At 62.8% G+C, this 15357-nt stretch carries 18 protein-coding genes; all 18 read left to right on the top strand.

Features of this window, described 5'->3' with window-relative positions; genetic code table 11:
- Nucleotides 1-207: hypothetical protein (locus HDG39_RS33345; protein ID WP_221305962.1), on the top strand; the 207-nt coding region annotated here is incomplete at its 5' end.
- Nucleotides 179-1645 (top strand): phage terminase large subunit, encoded by a 1467-nt coding sequence (terL, locus tag HDG39_RS33340; RefSeq protein ID WP_184012399.1) that lies wholly within the window; start codon nt 179-181, stop codon nt 1643-1645. The genes HDG39_RS33345 and terL, both read left to right, overlap by 29 nt.
- A complete protein-coding gene (locus HDG39_RS33335; protein WP_184012397.1) occupies nt 1642-3651 on the top strand; it encodes a portal protein in 2010 nt (669 codons plus the stop codon). The genes terL and HDG39_RS33335 overlap by 4 nt, the downstream gene beginning before the upstream one ends.
- Before the next feature lie 26 nt (nt 3652-3677).
- Nucleotides 3678-3962, top strand: coding sequence for a hypothetical protein (locus HDG39_RS33330; protein WP_184012395.1), 285 nt, complete (start codon nt 3678-3680; stop codon nt 3960-3962).
- Between the two features lies 1 nt (nt 3963).
- Entirely contained in the window at nt 3964-4380 is a 417-nt protein-coding gene (locus HDG39_RS33325) for a hypothetical protein (RefSeq protein ID WP_184012393.1), read from the top strand.
- A 3-nt stretch (nt 4381-4383) separates the two neighbouring features.
- Complete coding sequence (locus HDG39_RS33320) at nt 4384-5664, top strand: hypothetical protein (protein ID WP_184012391.1); 1281 nt, start codon at nt 4384-4386, stop codon at nt 5662-5664.
- Between the two features lie 20 nt (nt 5665-5684).
- The gene (locus HDG39_RS33315; RefSeq protein ID WP_184012389.1) at nt 5685-6194 is read left to right on the top strand and encodes a hypothetical protein; all 510 of its coding nucleotides are present in this window, start codon (nt 5685-5687) and stop codon (nt 6192-6194) included.
- 235 nt (nt 6195-6429) lie between these two features.
- The gene (locus HDG39_RS33310; RefSeq protein WP_184012387.1) at nt 6430-6603 is read left to right on the top strand and encodes a hypothetical protein; all 174 of its coding nucleotides are present in this window, start codon (nt 6430-6432) and stop codon (nt 6601-6603) included.
- Between the two features lie 138 nt (nt 6604-6741).
- The gene (locus tag HDG39_RS33305; protein WP_184012385.1) at nt 6742-7911 is read left to right on the top strand and encodes a hypothetical protein; all 1170 of its coding nucleotides are present in this window, start codon (nt 6742-6744) and stop codon (nt 7909-7911) included.
- 8 nt (nt 7912-7919) lie between these two features.
- Nucleotides 7920-8852, top strand: coding sequence for a hypothetical protein (locus HDG39_RS33300; protein WP_184012383.1), 933 nt, complete (start codon nt 7920-7922; stop codon nt 8850-8852).
- Between the two features lie 64 nt (nt 8853-8916).
- Nucleotides 8917-9447 (top strand): hypothetical protein, encoded by a 531-nt coding sequence (locus HDG39_RS33295; RefSeq protein ID WP_184012381.1) that lies wholly within the window; start codon nt 8917-8919, stop codon nt 9445-9447.
- A gap of 74 nt (nt 9448-9521) precedes the next feature.
- Nucleotides 9522-10082: a hypothetical protein gene (locus HDG39_RS33290; RefSeq protein WP_184012379.1), complete on the top strand. Its 561-nt coding sequence runs from the start codon at nt 9522-9524 to the stop codon at nt 10080-10082.
- Nucleotides 10082-10765 carry a phage adaptor protein gene (locus HDG39_RS33285; RefSeq protein ID WP_184012377.1) on the top strand — a complete coding sequence of 228 codons (684 nt, stop codon included), beginning with the start codon at nt 10082-10084 and terminating at the stop codon, nt 10763-10765. Before HDG39_RS33290 ends, HDG39_RS33285 begins: the two co-directional genes overlap by 1 nt.
- A complete protein-coding gene (locus HDG39_RS33280; protein WP_184012375.1) occupies nt 10758-11378 on the top strand; it encodes a hypothetical protein in 621 nt (206 codons plus the stop codon). The genes HDG39_RS33285 and HDG39_RS33280 overlap by 8 nt, the downstream gene beginning before the upstream one ends.
- Nucleotides 11379-11493: 115 nt before the next feature.
- Complete coding sequence (locus tag HDG39_RS33275; protein WP_184012373.1) at nt 11494-11841, top strand: hypothetical protein; 348 nt, start codon at nt 11494-11496, stop codon at nt 11839-11841.
- Nucleotides 11842-13059: a collagen-like protein gene (locus HDG39_RS33270; protein WP_184012371.1), complete on the top strand. Its 1218-nt coding sequence runs from the start codon at nt 11842-11844 to the stop codon at nt 13057-13059. It abuts the gene before it with no gap.
- The gene (locus HDG39_RS33265) at nt 13056-13670 is read left to right on the top strand and encodes a GIY-YIG nuclease family protein (RefSeq protein ID WP_184012369.1); all 615 of its coding nucleotides are present in this window, start codon (nt 13056-13058) and stop codon (nt 13668-13670) included. The genes HDG39_RS33270 and HDG39_RS33265 overlap by 4 nt, the downstream gene beginning before the upstream one ends.
- Nucleotides 13657-15303 carry a hypothetical protein gene (locus tag HDG39_RS33260; RefSeq protein ID WP_184012367.1) on the top strand — a complete coding sequence of 549 codons (1647 nt, stop codon included), beginning with the start codon at nt 13657-13659 and terminating at the stop codon, nt 15301-15303. The genes HDG39_RS33265 and HDG39_RS33260 overlap by 14 nt, the downstream gene beginning before the upstream one ends.
- Nucleotides 15304-15357: the final 54 nt, after the last annotated feature.

Below are 15357 nucleotides of genomic sequence, written 5' to 3'. Positions count from 1 at the left end.
GAGGTCAAGACGCATTCCAGTTTTGACGCAGCGGTGAAGGTCGGCCAACACCTCGGCATGTTCAAGGAAGTGCACGACCACAATCACAAGGGCGCAATCGGCGTGGCCGACATAACGGAGGCGATCACGCCGGATATGGCCGAGCGTGTCGCGATCGAGATGCTGCGCAGTGCTGGCTATGAGTTCGACGACCCCGCCGGCAAGTAGCGTGGCCGCGATGGTCGCGTCGGCGCGCGACAGCCTTATCGTCTACTCGCTGCTGACAGATCCACGCTACCGAGCGAACCGCTTCCATCGCTATCTGGCGCGCGAGCTTGAGAATGCCGTCGCGGCCGGGCACTGTCGAATCATGATCTTTGCGCCGCCACAGCACGGCAAGAGCGAGATTGTCTCGCGCAAGCTGCCCGCGTGGATCATGGGTAAGCATCCGGACTGGCCGATCATCGCGGCGAGCTACGGCGATGATCTGGTCGAGTTGAACGGCGGCTCGGTGCGTGGCGCGGTGTCATCGCCGATGCACCGTGCGATCTTTCCGGGAAGCGTGCTAGACCCGAGCACGACGGCAAAGGCCAATTTCAGCACGACCGAGAACGGCAAGTACCTCGGCGTGACGATCCGTGGCGGCGGTACCGGCTTCCCGGCGAAGGTGTTCATCATCGACGACCCGTTCAAGTCGCGCGCCGAGGCCGACTCGGACACGTTCCGCGAGCACGTAAAGAAATGGTATCGCTCTGTCGTGTACACGCGGCTCGCCGAGGACTCGATCCTGATCGTGATGCACACGCGCTGGCACGACGACGATCTCGCTGGATGGCTGTCGCGTGAGCATCAGCACGAGGACTGGCACGTCATCAGCCTGCCGGCGATTGCCGAAGATGACGACGACGCGCTCGGCCGCAAGCCTGGCGAGCCGCTGGTACCTGAGCGTTTCAGCGCTGCGGCGCTCGACATGAAGCGTATTACGCTGGGCTCGCGCGAGTGGTCCGCGCTGTATCAGCAGAAGCCGCCGAAGAAGGGCGGCGGCACGTTCCTGAAGGACTGGCTGCGCTACTACAACGCCAAGGACGTGATGCAGGCGGCGTGGATGATGAATCGCTATCTGCTGATCGATCCAGCCCGCACGCAGAAGAAGAACAGCGACTACACGGCGATGCACATCATCGGCCTGCATATGGATTCGAACTATTACCTGCTCGACACCATATACGACAAGCTGACGCTGAAGCAGCGCGCCGAAGGCGTGATCGAACTCCATCGCAAATGGAAACCCGCCGAGACCGGCTACAAAAAGACCGGGCACGAGCAGGACATCGAATATCTGCTCGAGGCGCAGGGCCGCGAGAACTACCGGTTCAAGGTAATCGCGCTGTCGGAAGTCGGCGAAAAGAACCCGCGCATCGAGCGCCTGGCGCCGGACTTCGAAGCCGAGCGCTGGTGGTTTCCAGAAACCATGTGGAAAACGGGCTATGACGGCCAACCGCGCGACCTGATCGCGCAATTTGTGAACGACGAATATCTGCCGTTCCCCGCAGGGCGGCACGACGACTTTTTCGATGGTCTGTCCGGTATCAAGGACATGCCGACCAAATGGCCTAGCGTGGGGCCAAGCCGCACGCGGACCAAACAACAGGTGATGATCGTATGAGCGAATCGCTTATCGGGATGAAGGCGTCGCCCATCGAGCAGCCGCCGCCAGGCGCACGCTTTCAGAAGGCGAAGGAGCAGCAGGCTGAGAGGCCGATCAGCGAACTGGCGGCGCACGTGCGTGAATGCTGGCGAACGAACCACGCGCACCGCGAGAGCAGCGGCATCGAGAAAACGATGTTGCGATGCACCCGGCAGCGCAACGGCGAGTATGACGCCGAGGATCTGCCGAAGCTGGGCGGCATTGATGTCTTCATCAACATCACAGGCTTGAAGTGTCGCGCGGCCGAAGCGTGGATCAAGGACGTGCTGGTCAACGCAGCAGATATGCCGTGGACGATCGAGCCGACGCCGATCCCCGATCTGCCCGACTACATGCTCAATCAGGTTTCGGACCTCGTGATTCGCGAGGTCATTGCGCGTGGCTATCCGAACCCCGTGCTCGACGAAGCGCGGGCAAAGGAGCTGAAAGCCACCGCGCTACGCGAGATGCAGCGCCTCGCCGCGGAAGCGTGTTCGCGCATGACGGACAAGATCAACGACCAGATGACCGAGGCTGGCTGGCGTGCCGTATTCGAGCAGTGGCAGTCGGACATCGTGACGTATCCGGGCGGCGTCCTGAAGGGGCCAGTGGTTCGGTATCGCCGCACATTGCAATGGAACGGCAACGCGCTGGTGACGAACAACGAGCCGATGCAGGTGCCAGAACGCGTGTCGCCGCTCGACCTGTATCCGTCGCCAGAAGCGACCAATCCGCAGGACGCAAACAATCTGATCGAGCGCATGCGGATGACGAAGGCCAAGCTGTTCGAGTGCATCGGCCTGCCTAATTTCAACGAGGACGCGATCCGGATGGTGATCGCGGAGTACGAAAACGGCTTTCGCGATTGGCTGTCGAGCGACGGCGCGCGAGCGCACGACGAGAAGAAGCAGGGCACGCTTTGGCACACGAGCGAAACCATCGACGTTCTGGACTTCTGGGGACGTGTGCAAGGCAGTTTGTTGCAGGAATGGGGCATCAAGGTCGACGACCCGGAAGCGCAGTACGAGTGCAACGTGTGGCTCGTGGGCGACTACGCGATCCGCGCGCTGCTGAATCCCGATCCGCTCGGACGTCGGCCGTATCACGTGACGAGCTTCAACAAACTCCCTGGGCAATTCTGGGGCGAAGGCGTGCCGCAGTTCATCCGCGATATCCAGCGCTCGGCAAACGCCGCGGTGCGATCGCTGCTGAAGAACATGGCGCATGCCGGCGGCCCGATGGTCGAGATCGACGTTGATCGCCTCGACGAGTCGGAGGACAAGCCCGAAGAGATCATGCCGTGGAAGGTCTACTACACGAAGCCGGGCAATGCAGGGAGCGGCGCCGCGGTGCGCTACGTCGTAGCACCGTCGATCGCTGCGGAGCTGATGAACATTTTCGATCGGTTCTCGAAGCTGGCCGACGACTTTAGCGGCATTCCCGCCTACACGTATGGCAATAGCCAGGTCGGCGGCGCTGGGCAGACGATGGGCGGTCTGTCGCTCCTGTATGGCGGTGCGCTGAAGGGTATCAAGAACGTCATCATGAACATGGACCGTGACGGCATCGAGCCGATCATCAGCCAGTACTGGACGTTCAACATGCTGTTCGATCCGGACCCGACTATCAAGGCCGATTCCAAGGTCGTCGCGAAGGGCGCCGAAGGCATCCTGCAGCGAGAGCAATCGCAGGCCCGCAGCATCGAAACCCTCCAGGCGGTCACGCCGTATGTCGAAGGTGGACTGGTGCCGAAGCAGGCCGCGCAGGACATGCTCAAGCAATGGCTCGGCGAGCAGGGTTACGACGTGACGCTGTGGTTCCCCGACAACCAGGTCGATCAGGAGATCGCGAGTGCATTCGGCGGCGGCGGTGCACCCGGTGCATCCCAGCCGTCGATGCAACCTGGCACGCCACCGCCGGCGCTCGATGGCCGGCAGGCCGCCGCGGTGCAGGCGACGCAAGGTGGTCAATTCCCGAGCCCGTGACAGGGCTCTTTTGTTATGAGGGCTTCATGAAACTCGACGGATACGACGTAGACCCGGGCGATCCGGTCTACGACCTCTTTTTCGGTGACGGCCGCGTGACGAGTATCACGGCCGACGGTCGCGCCGTCGTGGCGTTCGGGCCGCGCGTCTTTACCTACGACGAGCGCGGCGTCGGTCAGCACGGCCGTCGCTCGCTCTACTGGCACAACCCGATTTTGCTGGTGCCGATGAAAAGCGAGGATTCGTGGTCGTTGCAGCGGCGTCTGAACACGGCGATCGCTGGCGAGCTCCGGCCGGGACAGGTGATCTGACATGGCACTCCATACGAACATAGGACGCCGTCAGGCGCGAGCCGGCGGCGACGCCGCCCGTGCGGGCCTGATCTTTGGCGCCGAGAGCTCAAGCAATCTGTCGCACGTCGTGCAGGTCGAGAACGATCCGATTGTGGTGCGAGCGTACAACCTCACCGACGGCGATGTAGTGCTGGTCGAGATGGTCGACGGCGACGGCGCCGGCCGAATGTTCGCGCCGTTCTGTCCGTTCGATGGTCAATCCGCGCTAACCGCGCGGCGCAACGTGCTGCCGATCGGTATTCCCGGACGCTACCGGTTCGTGCTGCAACGCACGGACGGCGATCCGCCGGCCCTCGGTCTGGTCGTCGTGCGCGCGCATCCGGTCGCAATGTCGCATGAATGGCTGTCTGCCTACATGCAGTGCAGCAAGGGGTAAGCGATGGCGCTCAACTCTGGAGGTTCGACCCGTACGCGCCGCACGGCGTTTCTGAGTGCGACGGTCCTGTTCGGGCCGGACTCGCTCGATCCTGTCTCAGCGACTATTCAGGTGGACGACGAGCCGGTCATCGTTCGCGCGCATGCGCTCGGCCTCGGCGAAAGCGTTCGCGTCGAGCTGGTCGACGGACCGGGCGAGGGGAAGTACTTCACCCCGTACATGATGAGCGGCCGCCAGGTCGTCATGACCCGGAAGTGCAACCAGATAGCGATCGCGATCCCGGGCCGCTATCGCTTCATTCTTGACGGGGCGCTAGGTGGCGCATACGTGAGCTACTTCGCGGCCTCGATGACCCATGAATTTTTACTTGGAGCAATGAACATGACTGGCTGCTGCGGAGAGAGCCCGGCTACGCTACCGCCGAGCGGGCCGGCCGGTGGAGACCTCGAAGGAGACTATCCGAACCCCAGGCTGAACGCTTTGGCCGCCATCGGCAGGATCATGAGCGACCCGATTGCCAAGCTGCTGCTCACGCAACTGCTGGCCTCGATGATTCCCGATTCGCTCCCGCCGTCAGGAGCCGCGGGCGGCGACCTGACCGGCGAGTACCCGAACCCGCGGATCGATGTCTTGCGGGTCGCGTCCGCGATCGCCAACAACGAGCAGGCGCAGCAGATTCTCGCGACCGCGCTTTGCGCCGCTCTCTCGTGCTGCATTCAGGACGCAATCGAGGACCTCGAGGTGTCGCCCGACAAGATCGCCAGTGTGTTCCTGCGCTGCGATGGGTCGCGACATGTGCCGGGCAATGCGATCCCCACGTGCGGAGAAGTGGACGACCGGATCAATCAGGTCATCGGCAGTATTCCGATGGACAAGTTCCTGAGTCTGGTGAATTTCAATCCCGACACCTTCGAGATGACTTTCGAAATCGAAGGAGGGGAGACGTTTGTCGTCAATCTGGCCGAGTTCATTCCTATCAATGCAGGTCAAGCGTTCACCGGCGATGGCTCAGTCGCGGCTCCGCTGCAACTGCGGATCGATCCAAACGGTGGCGTCACCCTGGCGGCCGACGGCGTGGCTGTTCACCCTGCGGCAGTGAGTAACAACCTGCTGCAAGTTGATGTCGATGGGGTCAGCGTTGTCATCGGCGCCACGTTGCCACCGGACCTATCGACAGGTACGGACATTCCGACAACCTGTTACGGCCAGCGCAACATGTTCCTCGGTACCCCGAGCGGCTTTCTGGATCTCGGCGGGGGGCGAAAAGTCCCGTTTTACAGGTAACTGCACAGCAGAGGTACTCAATGGCAACGAAACCCCCTGTCGTCCATGACGGCAGTCATCACAAGCCCCTCGCGGCAGGCGATACGCTGGCCTACGCTCCGCAACTCGATGCGTACACGGGGGAAGTAGTCGCGGTTCCGTATTCACAGGCGGATTTCGGCGTGACTAAAGGCCTTCTTATCAACATCCCCCATGGGCCAGTTGATCACGCGCATTTCTTTCTTGGCACACTGCTTATCGTCGCCACTGAAAAAGTCGCCCTCAACTGGCATCGGACAATCTATTTCACGGTAAGCGGGCGAATCGGCAAGCTTAACCCCTTTGACCTCGTCGGGATGCCGCTGAGCATCACCGGAGGCTACTCAGAGACGGGGGACACGGTCGCACCATTTACGTTGCCTGTCTATGCGAAGCTGCCCGCAGGCAACGGCGATACGAGCATATCGGTTGGCTATAGAATCGCTGGGCACCACACCATCGAGCCCGGAGCGGAGTTCCGGTATCAGCTGCTCGGCAACCACATTTACTAGCCCGCGTACCCGCGACTTCTACCAGAGAGGTGAGCAATATGAGAAATACCGCATCGGCGCCGACGCCGAAAGTTGTCCAGAAGTCCGTCAAGAACACGATTCCGCGCGCGCCGGCGAAGCCCGTGCGAAGCGCGACCGATTCGAGCGGCGTACGCATGCCGACGAAGTCTTGTAACTGCGGCGGTTCGGGTTCTCGATGAGGGCGCCGAACACTCAGCAGCTCAACGCAATAGATGTGCTACAGAAGCGCGGCGAAGCCTGGGAAATCTTTCTGGCCTGGCTGTCTGATAATCAGTTGCGCGCGCAGGACCAATGCGTGCGCGCGGACGACGATGTGAGCGTTCGCCGATTGCAGGGCGAGGCCCGATGCCTCGGCGAACTGGTTTCCACGTTGAAACCGAAGCAGTAACAGACGCGGATTAGTTCTGCACCAATGCACCGACCGGCAGCGATGCCCGTCGGTTTTTTTTCGCCCGCGATTTGGCTTGGCCCTCGCGGGCTTCTTGTTTGTGACTTCCGCCACATGGCGGCTCACGGAGATTGAACGATGGGACTCCCCCGACACCTGAAGGGCAAATTTAACGCAGTCGACGGCGCACCGATCGCAGCGGACACCACGGCTGGCCAGGCGGCCACTTCCGGCACTCCGACGAATGATGCAGCTAACGCTGAAGCGTTGAATGGCAACGCCACGCAGACCGAGCAAGCGGGCGATCCGTCTGCAATCGAGACGGGCACTGCGGTCGAGACAACGCACGCCACCTCGACGGACGACGGCGATGGTACTGCGACCGCGACGACCACGACCACGACCACGACCACGGCCGAAGCCAATCCAGATGCTGGCGCCGATGCCAACTATCGACGCATGGAGGGCCGCTATAAGGCCGATATCCAGCGCCTGAAAGATCAGCTTGCCGAAGCCAAGGAAGCCGCACGCGGCACCGTACACCTCACCGATCTCCTGATGGAGACACGCCAGGAACTTGCGGAGCTGAAGCGGACAGGAGCGGCAGCCAGTAGCACGACGGCGAGCGACGCCGCGGCGAATGCCGCTGAGGCAGAGCCCGACCTTCCCGCGCTGAGTGACGATGAACAGGCCACGTATGGCGACTTTATGCCGGTCGCCGAAAAGCTGATCGCTCGCGCCACCGCGCCGCTGCTGAAGAAGATTGCGACGCTCGAGAGTCAGGCCGGCACCGTGACGGAACGCATCGGACAGACCGAGGAAGGGCAGTTCGTGCGAGACGTCAGCAGGCACGTCGGCGATATGAAGGCGATCACCACGGCGCCCGACTGGCAGGAGTTCCTGAAGAAGCCCATCCGACACACGCGAATGAACGTGGCCGAGGCGTTGAGAACGGCGCACAAGGCACGCGACATGGAGACGATCGTCGGCATTTTCGACGACTTCAAAAAGTCGCGCCCGACGCCCGCTGCTGATGCGCAGACGACACAGCAAGCTCCGCAGCAGACGACGACGCCAGCAAGCGCGCAGGCGCAGGCCACGCAGCAGCCCACCGGCCTTGCTCAATTCGCGACACCAGACCGAACTGCAGCGAATCCGTCCGGCGTGAAAGCGCCAAAGTTTCGCGCATCCGACTACCGCGCAAAGGTCGATGCCATGCGCACCGGCCGGATCTCGAAAGAGGACTTCATGCAGTTCGAAACAGAGTTCAACGAGGCCAGCAGAGCGGGCCTTGTTTCACAGACATGAGGTAGGAAATGAAATCTTCGGCAGGTTACTCGCAGTACAGCGACGCGCTCATCACGCCGCACTTCGGCGATCGCCTGATTGCCCGCGGGTATTGCTCGTTTGTCGCCGGCGACATCACCGATACGGACTACGCCGGCGACCTGAACAAATCGGGCGACCAGATTACGTACTTTGTCGAGCCGGAAGTGGCGATCGAGGAGTATCAGAAAAACGGCACGCTCAACCCGCAGGAGCTCGAAAGCGAATCGATCACGATGGTGGTCGACCGGGCGAAGTACTACAACGTCAAGCTCGACCGGATCGACGAAAAGCAGATTGCGTTCATCGACAAGTGGGTCGAGTCGTTCCTGAAGCGCGCCGACTACAACATGAAGCGCCTGCTGGACCCGGAAGTCCTGATGCGTATGGCGTTCGAAACCGCGCCGACGAACAAGGGCATGAACGCCGGCAAGGAATCGCAGAGTCAGGACCTGGGCGAAATCGGCAATCCGGTACCGATCACGGCGGCCAACATCATCGAAGTGCTGACGCGTCTGGACGTCGTGCTGCGCGAGGCGTGCCGCTGGGAGGACGGACAAATGTTCGTCATCCTGCCCAACGTTTCGCGCAACGCGCTCATGTCCTCTGACCTGAAGGCCGCGTACCTGACCGGCATGGCACAAAGCCCGATCCTAAACGGCCGGTTCCCGCTGGTCATCATGGGCTTCAACGTCTATTTCACCGATCAGGTTCCCACGGTGCCCGACCTCGCCGTCGGCAAGACGGCGTACTGGATCGTCGCAGGCCACAAGAAGGCGACGGGTTTCGCGCAGCAGCTCGAGGACCACGAAATCATCACGATGGAAAAGTCGTTCGGGAAGTACTACCGCGGCCTGTGGGTCTACGGTCACAAGCCGTTCCTGAAGGACGCGCTCGCCGCGCTGTATTGCACGTTCTCGTGATCGCCTCACCGGCGGCGCGCTCGCGTGCGCCGGTCGACCCCGCATCTCTTTAGGAGCCAAATCCATGTATCACGCACTCCAACACGGCGGCGCCCCGAGCCGCAACCCCAACAACGAGATGTATCCGTCGGTGATGTTGCGCATTGACGATCATCTCTCGCAGGCCGCGCACCGCGCGCCGGCGATGTTTTCGAATACGCGACTGTTCGACTTCAGCCAGAAGGACACGCGGCGACAGGCTGGCCTGCAGCAGTATCTGCGTCGCCTCGCCAATGATGGCGTCACGCTGTCTCAGGGCGACATCATCGGCGCGTGCGCGATCGGTTCGGGTTCGCTGCTGGTCGGCTATGCCTGGGGCGTCGAAAACCCCGAGGCCGGCGTTTCGTTCGCAATCAAGACGCACTTCAGCGAACGGTTGCTGGTAAATGTCAATGCGGCACAGGTCGACTCGGATGCAGAAATGCTGGATACACCGATCTGGATCAAGCGCGTCGAGTTGCTGGATATCGAACTGACCTCGTTTCCGGCGAGCGTGCCGACCGATCTGCGCTTCTGGGTGTCGCCGATCGTCATCACGCCGCAGATCGGCAACTGATCCGCACGTAGCAGGGATCGCAACCAGGGCCGCGCCGGGACACCGCCGCGGCCTTCTTCTTTTCAGGGCTCCCCATGAAACAGTTTGCATATCAGGACGCGCACGGCGTGGTGTATCCGGCGCATCCGGCGCTCGCCTTCCAGCCTGGTCTTATCCCCGGCCAGTATGACAGCGAGACGCGGACGTTCACGCCGCAAGGCAATCCCAAGGAACAGGTCGGCGTCATCATCACGGACGCCGGCGCGGGCGGCCGCGACACGCTGCAGTCCGGTCTGCGCGACGACCGAGGTGCGGGCACGGCGCCTATCAACTCCGGCGTGGCGTTCACCTTGCCAGCAGACAACAGCGCGGAATATCAGGCGCGGATCGTCGAGCTGGAGCAGGAACTATCCGACGAGCGCGAGCGCAGCGCGGCGCTCGAGGCACAGGTACTCACGTTGCAATCGCATCTTGACGCGCTCACCAGCGCGGGCGGCGCGACGGATGGCGGCGCTTCGGGCGAGCAGAGCGAGCGCACTGCGCACGGCGAACCGGGCACGACTGACGCACCGGGCGCCGACGGTGCGGCGCAGTCGATCCCGCCCGAGAGCGATCCGCCGCCCGTGCCGGCCAAGCGCGCGCGTAAGGCTTCGTGATGTCCGGCACCGTCGGCGAGCTCGTTCGCGAGGTCGCGAAGCTTTTGAGCGACGCCGAGCAAGGTTTCGAGATGCAGCAGTGGACCGAGGGCGAACTGATCGAATACGCGAACGACGCGGCGATCCAGTTCGTGATGCTGCGCCCCGATCTCGCCTCGACGTCGCGCAAAGTCGAACTCGAACCGGGCACGCGCCAGCAACTGCCCGACGGCGCGACGCACTTCTATCGCGTCGACGGCACGCTCGACAGCTTCCGCCGCGTCATCGGTCAGCCGACACAGACGGACGCCGCCGCGGCGCGCATTGCTGCCAACTGGTTCGCGCCGCTCGCGTGCGGCCCGCGCGCGGGCGCATATGTGGTGCGTTCGTTTTCGATCGACCCGGTCGAGCAGACAGCCTTCTACGTCGATCCGCCGGTGCCGGCCGGGGAGAACGTCGTGGTCATGGTGAATTTCACCGCCGTGCCCGCGCACGCCGGCGTGAAGGATCCGCTTCCCATGCCTGAGCGGTTCCACAACGCGGCGATCGAGTGGATGCTCTACCGCGCCTATTCGAAAGAGCAGGACAGCCAGAACAGCACCGCGAACGCGACAGCCCACCAGAACAGCTTCTACAGCCTCATCGGTCTGTCGCAAAAGGTCGACGACAAGTACGACAAGGAAGTGAGGGCATCGAATGGATAACTTCATCGAGCGCACGCCGCTGGATGCGTTCCTGCCTTTCGTGATGGCTGCCGCGCAAGGTCTGCCGGAGACGATGGCGGTTGCATACATCCGCCAGACGTGCATTGAATTCTGCCGACGCAGCAATGCGTTGCGCCGGCGGGTGACGCTCGACCAGCAGCGGCATGTCGTCGATTACCCGATCTGGCCCGACGACAGCGAGCAGATCGCGCGTGTAACGGAGGTGCGGGTCGGGACCAGCACGTACCGGGCAAAGCGCGACCACCTCGAATTCGCCCATTGGGGCGTCCGGTACACCATCCGCGATGGTCTGGTGCATCTGTCTGCATCGCCTCAGAAAGACGTGCCGGACGCGATCGATATCCGGTTTGTGGTCACGCCGACGCAATCGGCGTGTGAGGTCGATTCAGTCCTGTATGACGACTGGCAAAACGCGATCGAAGATGGCGCGCTCGCGCGCATCTACCAGTTGCCGGGCTACGAATTCACCGATCCCCGGCTCGCAACGTCGCGCGGTCGCAGCTTCGACGAGCGCATTGCCCGAGCGCGCGTGCAGGCGCTCAAGAGCGACACGACGGCCACGACGGTAGCACTCGCCCCGCGCTTCGTCTGAGGTCTACATGCGACGTCCTTCAATCGTTCGACTCGATCGGACTGTGGTCAGAACTGCCTTCAGCTTTGCCGCGTCGAGCGCATGCGCAGCCGATCCGCAATGCGTGCGCCTCGAGTTGCACCGCATCGGCGCCGACGTCGAACCGATCCGCTACGCGGCTGCCGAGCGTGACGACGACGGCCGCATGGTGTTCGAGTGGGACCGGCGTCTGTTCTGCGCGGCGCCGGGCTTCTACAAGGCTCGCTTCTCTGTGTCCGGATCGACATGCGGCGAGCTCGTCTTCGAGCTGCGCGACGACTGCCATGTGACCGGCGCGAAAAACATCGAACGCGCTGCGGACTGCGACGTTTTCGATGGTTCGCCTGCCGGTTGCGGATTTCTCAACTGTGGTAATGGCGCGCGCGATTGCTCGCCCGTTATCGAAATTTACGTCCCACCCTACGACGTTCCCCGAGGCTGCTAAATGTTTCGACCAATGCTGGGCTTCTCGGCCACGCTGCGCGGCCGGTTGACTGCCGACGCACTCGTTCTGCCGCTCCATGACAACGATATCGCGCGCATCGCCGCGGCGCTGTCCGGCGCCGGCGACTACACGCGGCTGATTGTCGGAGGCGCCCACCGCTTCGAGATCGTCAAAGTGACCGGACTTATCGCCGGCGTCGTGACGATCGAACGCAATATCGAGGGCACGGAAGCGGCAAGCCATACGACCGGCTCGTGCGTCTCGTTTGCCTGGACGCCGATGAATCTGGCCGACTTCATCATGCAGGGCTTCGGTGGGGTGCAACCGGCCGTCTGCGAAGTGCTGCCGGGCTCCGATCGTGTCGAGGTCACGCAGGCTGACTGCAGCGTCACGGTGGACGTGCCGGCTCACGCGGGCGCTACGTGGCGCGCGGGCAATGCGGAATATAGGCAGGACGAGCGCGGCGAAATCACCGAGCGTCCCCTGACGACGCAGCTCGCCGACGGTGAGTATGTGAATGTGACGCTGACAATTCGCGACGGCTACGTGACGGCGATCAGATCCGGCACGAACATCGTATTCACGGGCGGGGGTTGCTGCGATGGCGGCAACGGCTCGGGCGGCACTGGCGTACCCGGCCCGCAGGGTCCGCAAGGACCGCAGGGGCAGCCGGGCGTTCAGGGACCGGCCGGGCCGCAAGGTCCGCAAGGTCCGCGCGGCCCGCAAGGTATGGATGGACCGGCTGGGCCGATCGGTCCGGTTGGTCCAGGCGGGGCGTCTGTGCTGGGCGGCGCAGGTGCTCCGGCGGCGAACGTCGGCAACGTCGACGACTTCTACATCGACACGATTAGCTGGATCATCTACGGTCCAAAGACGGCAAGCGGTTGGGGCGCCGGTAGGTCGCTGATCGGTCCGCAGGGTGCGCAGGGTCCGCAGGGCTCGCCCGGTGCTGAAGGCGCGCAGGGGCCCGCCGGTGCGGATGCGACGCAGGCAAACTGGAGCCTCGAGCAGGATGGAAACCTGATCTATGTCGTGGGACCCGTCGGCCAACAATTCACGGTGGAGAATGCCGCGGGCATGCAGGTCGTCGGCCCGACGACCATCCCCGCGAACGGGCGCGCAACGCAGAGCTACCCGCCGGGAGCATCGCCGGTATCGACGCTGCTTTTTATCAAGCAGGCGGGCCTGTTCCTTGGTACCGGTACGGTTGTGATATGAGCGACGGTGAGCGTACCTATTCGATTTATCAAATTCGCAACCTGTTGACTGACATGGCTTACGTAGGCGCGACCTGTGAGTCACTTCAAAAACGGTTCGGGCGACATTTTCGCGAACCGAATTCGCTCGTTGGACAGGCGATGCGTGCAATCGGCAAGAGCATGTTTGTGATCGAGTTATTGGAAGCGTGCCCAAATCAGACGGTGGCATACAGCCGGGAACAGTTTCATATCGCACGCCTAGCCACTCTTTCCCCGAGTGGATACAACCGGACGATTGGCGGGGCGGGTGTTCCGGGGTTAGTCGGCGACGGCGTCCTGCGTCGACGCGAAGCTCTCGATCGCGGTGAGACGAGCAAGAACGCCGCAACGTCGCAGCGTCTTGCACGTGCCTGGCAAGATCCTGCGTTCCGCGAGCGGATGACCGCGAAGGCGAAGGCGACGGCTAGGCGCACGGCGTCAGACAGGGCAGAGCGAATGCGCAGGCGATGGCAGGATCCCGAGTATCGCGCGCGCATGGCGCAGCACTTTGAGAAAGGCCTGGACGTGCGACGCGCCAAGTTGATCGAGCGCAACAGGGCGCAGAAGAGGGTTAGCAATGGCGGTCGTTAAAATTTCGCGCTTCGGCGGTATCGTTCCCCGCTACGCCTCGTCTCTACTAAAGGACAACATGGCGAGCGAGGCGGAGAATTGCCGCTTGTGGCACGGCCTGCTAGAACCGTTTCGTCGACCGGCGCCCGTCTACACGTCGGACGTTGCATGCGTGCGCACCATGCACCGTTTCGGGTGCCGCTGGCTCACGTGGGCGGATCCATGCGTCGAGGTGGCCGAGTGGCTGCCGACGTGCGAGCGCGTCTATGTGACCGGTGTTGAGTCGTATCCGGTCGTCGCGGAAATGCCCGACGGCGACGATCCGTTCGTGTGGCGTCGTGTCGGTCTGCCGCTGCCTGATATCGCACCCGTCGCTACGCCACTCGACGCCGAGCTGCCAGACAGGATCACTAGCAGCAGGATCTACGTCTACACCTACGTGAACAGTTTCGGCGAGGAGGGCGCGCCATCGCTGCCGAGCAATGCACTGCTCGACATGCACGAAGGAGCCGCCGCCGCGGTGGACATTCCAGCGCCGCCCGCTGGTTGGGACATCGCCGCCATCCGGCTGTATCGCGTCGCATCGCAGTTCATCGACGGCACGCAACCCGCCCAGCAAACCGCGACGGTCTACCTATTCGTCACAGACCTCGCACCGGTCGCACAGCAATACGTCGATGCTGCTAACACCGACGAGCTCGGCGAGCCGCTGGTGTCGGAGCAATACACGCCACCGCCTGACGGCCTCGAAAACATCACGCAGCTCGAGAACGGCGTGCTTGCCGGCTCAGTCGGCAATCAGGTCTGGTTCTGCGAGCCGTATCAGCCGCAGGCGTGGCCCGTCGACTATCTGCTCGCGCTCGACGACAACGTGCGCGCGATGAAATGGCAGAACGGGATTCTGTACGCGATGACCGACGGCCACCCGTACGCGATCACCGAAGAATGTCCGGACGGCCAATGTTGCCGGAAGGTGTTCCGCTTTCCGAAGGCCGCGCCGATTGTCTCGCGCAAGAGCGCCGTGCAGGCGCCAGACGGTGCGATGTACGCGACGCTGGGCGGTCTCATGTATCTGTCGGGCCGGCGCATGAGTATGGTCACAGGCCCCTGGTATGCGTCAGACGACTGGCAGGCACTGCTGCCCCATACGATGATCGCCGCGACCGTCGAAGGGCAGTACGCGGGCTTCACGAACTGCACAGGGTTTCTGTTCGATATCCGCGATGGCATCGAGAACGACGGACTGCAAAACAACGATCTGATGCCGCTCACGCTGACGCCGAACGCCGCGCATACCGGGCGCGACGGAAAGCTGTATCTCGCGTTCGGAAACATCGTGCACGAGTGGGACGCGGGCGCCGAATTCATTCCGTATCGCTGGCGCAGCAGGACCACGGCGACGCCCGGACAGATGAATTTTTCGGCTGCGCTGGTGACGCTCGACGCGTACGCGCGATCGAGGATCGCGCCATTCGGCGTGCAGTTCAAGTTCGTGGCCGACGAACGGCTCGCGCTCGATCGACCCGTCCGGCGCTCTCAGCCCTTCAGGCTTCCACCAAACCGGCGCGGTGTGGATTTCGCTGTCGAGGTTGCGGGCGTCGAGCGCGTGCGCGAGATCAAGTTCGCCAGCAGCGTGCGCGAACTGGCTGTCTGATATGTCGCTTCCAATTGCCCGCGCGTGCGGGCTTTCGCTTTTCTGGAGTCTGAA

This window comes from Paraburkholderia lebeckiae (assembly GCF_014201005.1).
In the GTDB taxonomy this organism is placed as follows: Bacteria; Pseudomonadota; Gammaproteobacteria; order Burkholderiales; family Burkholderiaceae; genus Paraburkholderia; species Paraburkholderia tuberum.
Note: the sequence above shows the minus strand (reverse complement) of the source record. Positions and strands in the feature narration are given on the sequence as shown.

Coding starts and splice junctions, on each gene's coding strand:
- HDG39_RS33305 (WP_184012385.1), top strand. CDS start 6,742: ATGGGACTCCCCCGACACCTGAAGGGCAAATTTAACGCAGTCGACGGC.
- HDG39_RS33265 (WP_184012369.1), top strand. CDS start 13,056: ATGAGCGACGGTGAGCGTACCTATTCGATTTATCAAATTCGCAACCTG.
- HDG39_RS33290 (WP_184012379.1), top strand. CDS start 9,522: ATGAAACAGTTTGCATATCAGGACGCGCACGGCGTGGTGTATCCGGCG.
- HDG39_RS33325 (WP_184012393.1), top strand. CDS start 3,964: ATGGCACTCCATACGAACATAGGACGCCGTCAGGCGCGAGCCGGCGGC.
- HDG39_RS33280 (WP_184012375.1), top strand. CDS start 10,758: ATGGATAACTTCATCGAGCGCACGCCGCTGGATGCGTTCCTGCCTTTC.
- HDG39_RS33335 (WP_184012397.1), top strand. CDS start 1,642: ATGAGCGAATCGCTTATCGGGATGAAGGCGTCGCCCATCGAGCAGCCG.
- HDG39_RS33330 (WP_184012395.1), top strand. CDS start 3,678: ATGAAACTCGACGGATACGACGTAGACCCGGGCGATCCGGTCTACGAC.
- HDG39_RS33295 (WP_184012381.1), top strand. CDS start 8,917: ATGTATCACGCACTCCAACACGGCGGCGCCCCGAGCCGCAACCCCAAC.
- HDG39_RS33315 (WP_184012389.1), top strand. CDS start 5,685: ATGGCAACGAAACCCCCTGTCGTCCATGACGGCAGTCATCACAAGCCC.
- HDG39_RS33285 (WP_184012377.1), top strand. CDS start 10,082: ATGTCCGGCACCGTCGGCGAGCTCGTTCGCGAGGTCGCGAAGCTTTTG.
- HDG39_RS33270 (WP_184012371.1), top strand. CDS start 11,842: ATGTTTCGACCAATGCTGGGCTTCTCGGCCACGCTGCGCGGCCGGTTG.
- HDG39_RS33260 (WP_184012367.1), top strand. CDS start 13,657: ATGGCGGTCGTTAAAATTTCGCGCTTCGGCGGTATCGTTCCCCGCTAC.
- terL (WP_184012399.1), top strand. CDS start 179: ATGAGTTCGACGACCCCGCCGGCAAGTAGCGTGGCCGCGATGGTCGCG.
- HDG39_RS33320 (WP_184012391.1), top strand. CDS start 4,384: ATGGCGCTCAACTCTGGAGGTTCGACCCGTACGCGCCGCACGGCGTTT.
- HDG39_RS33300 (WP_184012383.1), top strand. CDS start 7,920: ATGAAATCTTCGGCAGGTTACTCGCAGTACAGCGACGCGCTCATCACG.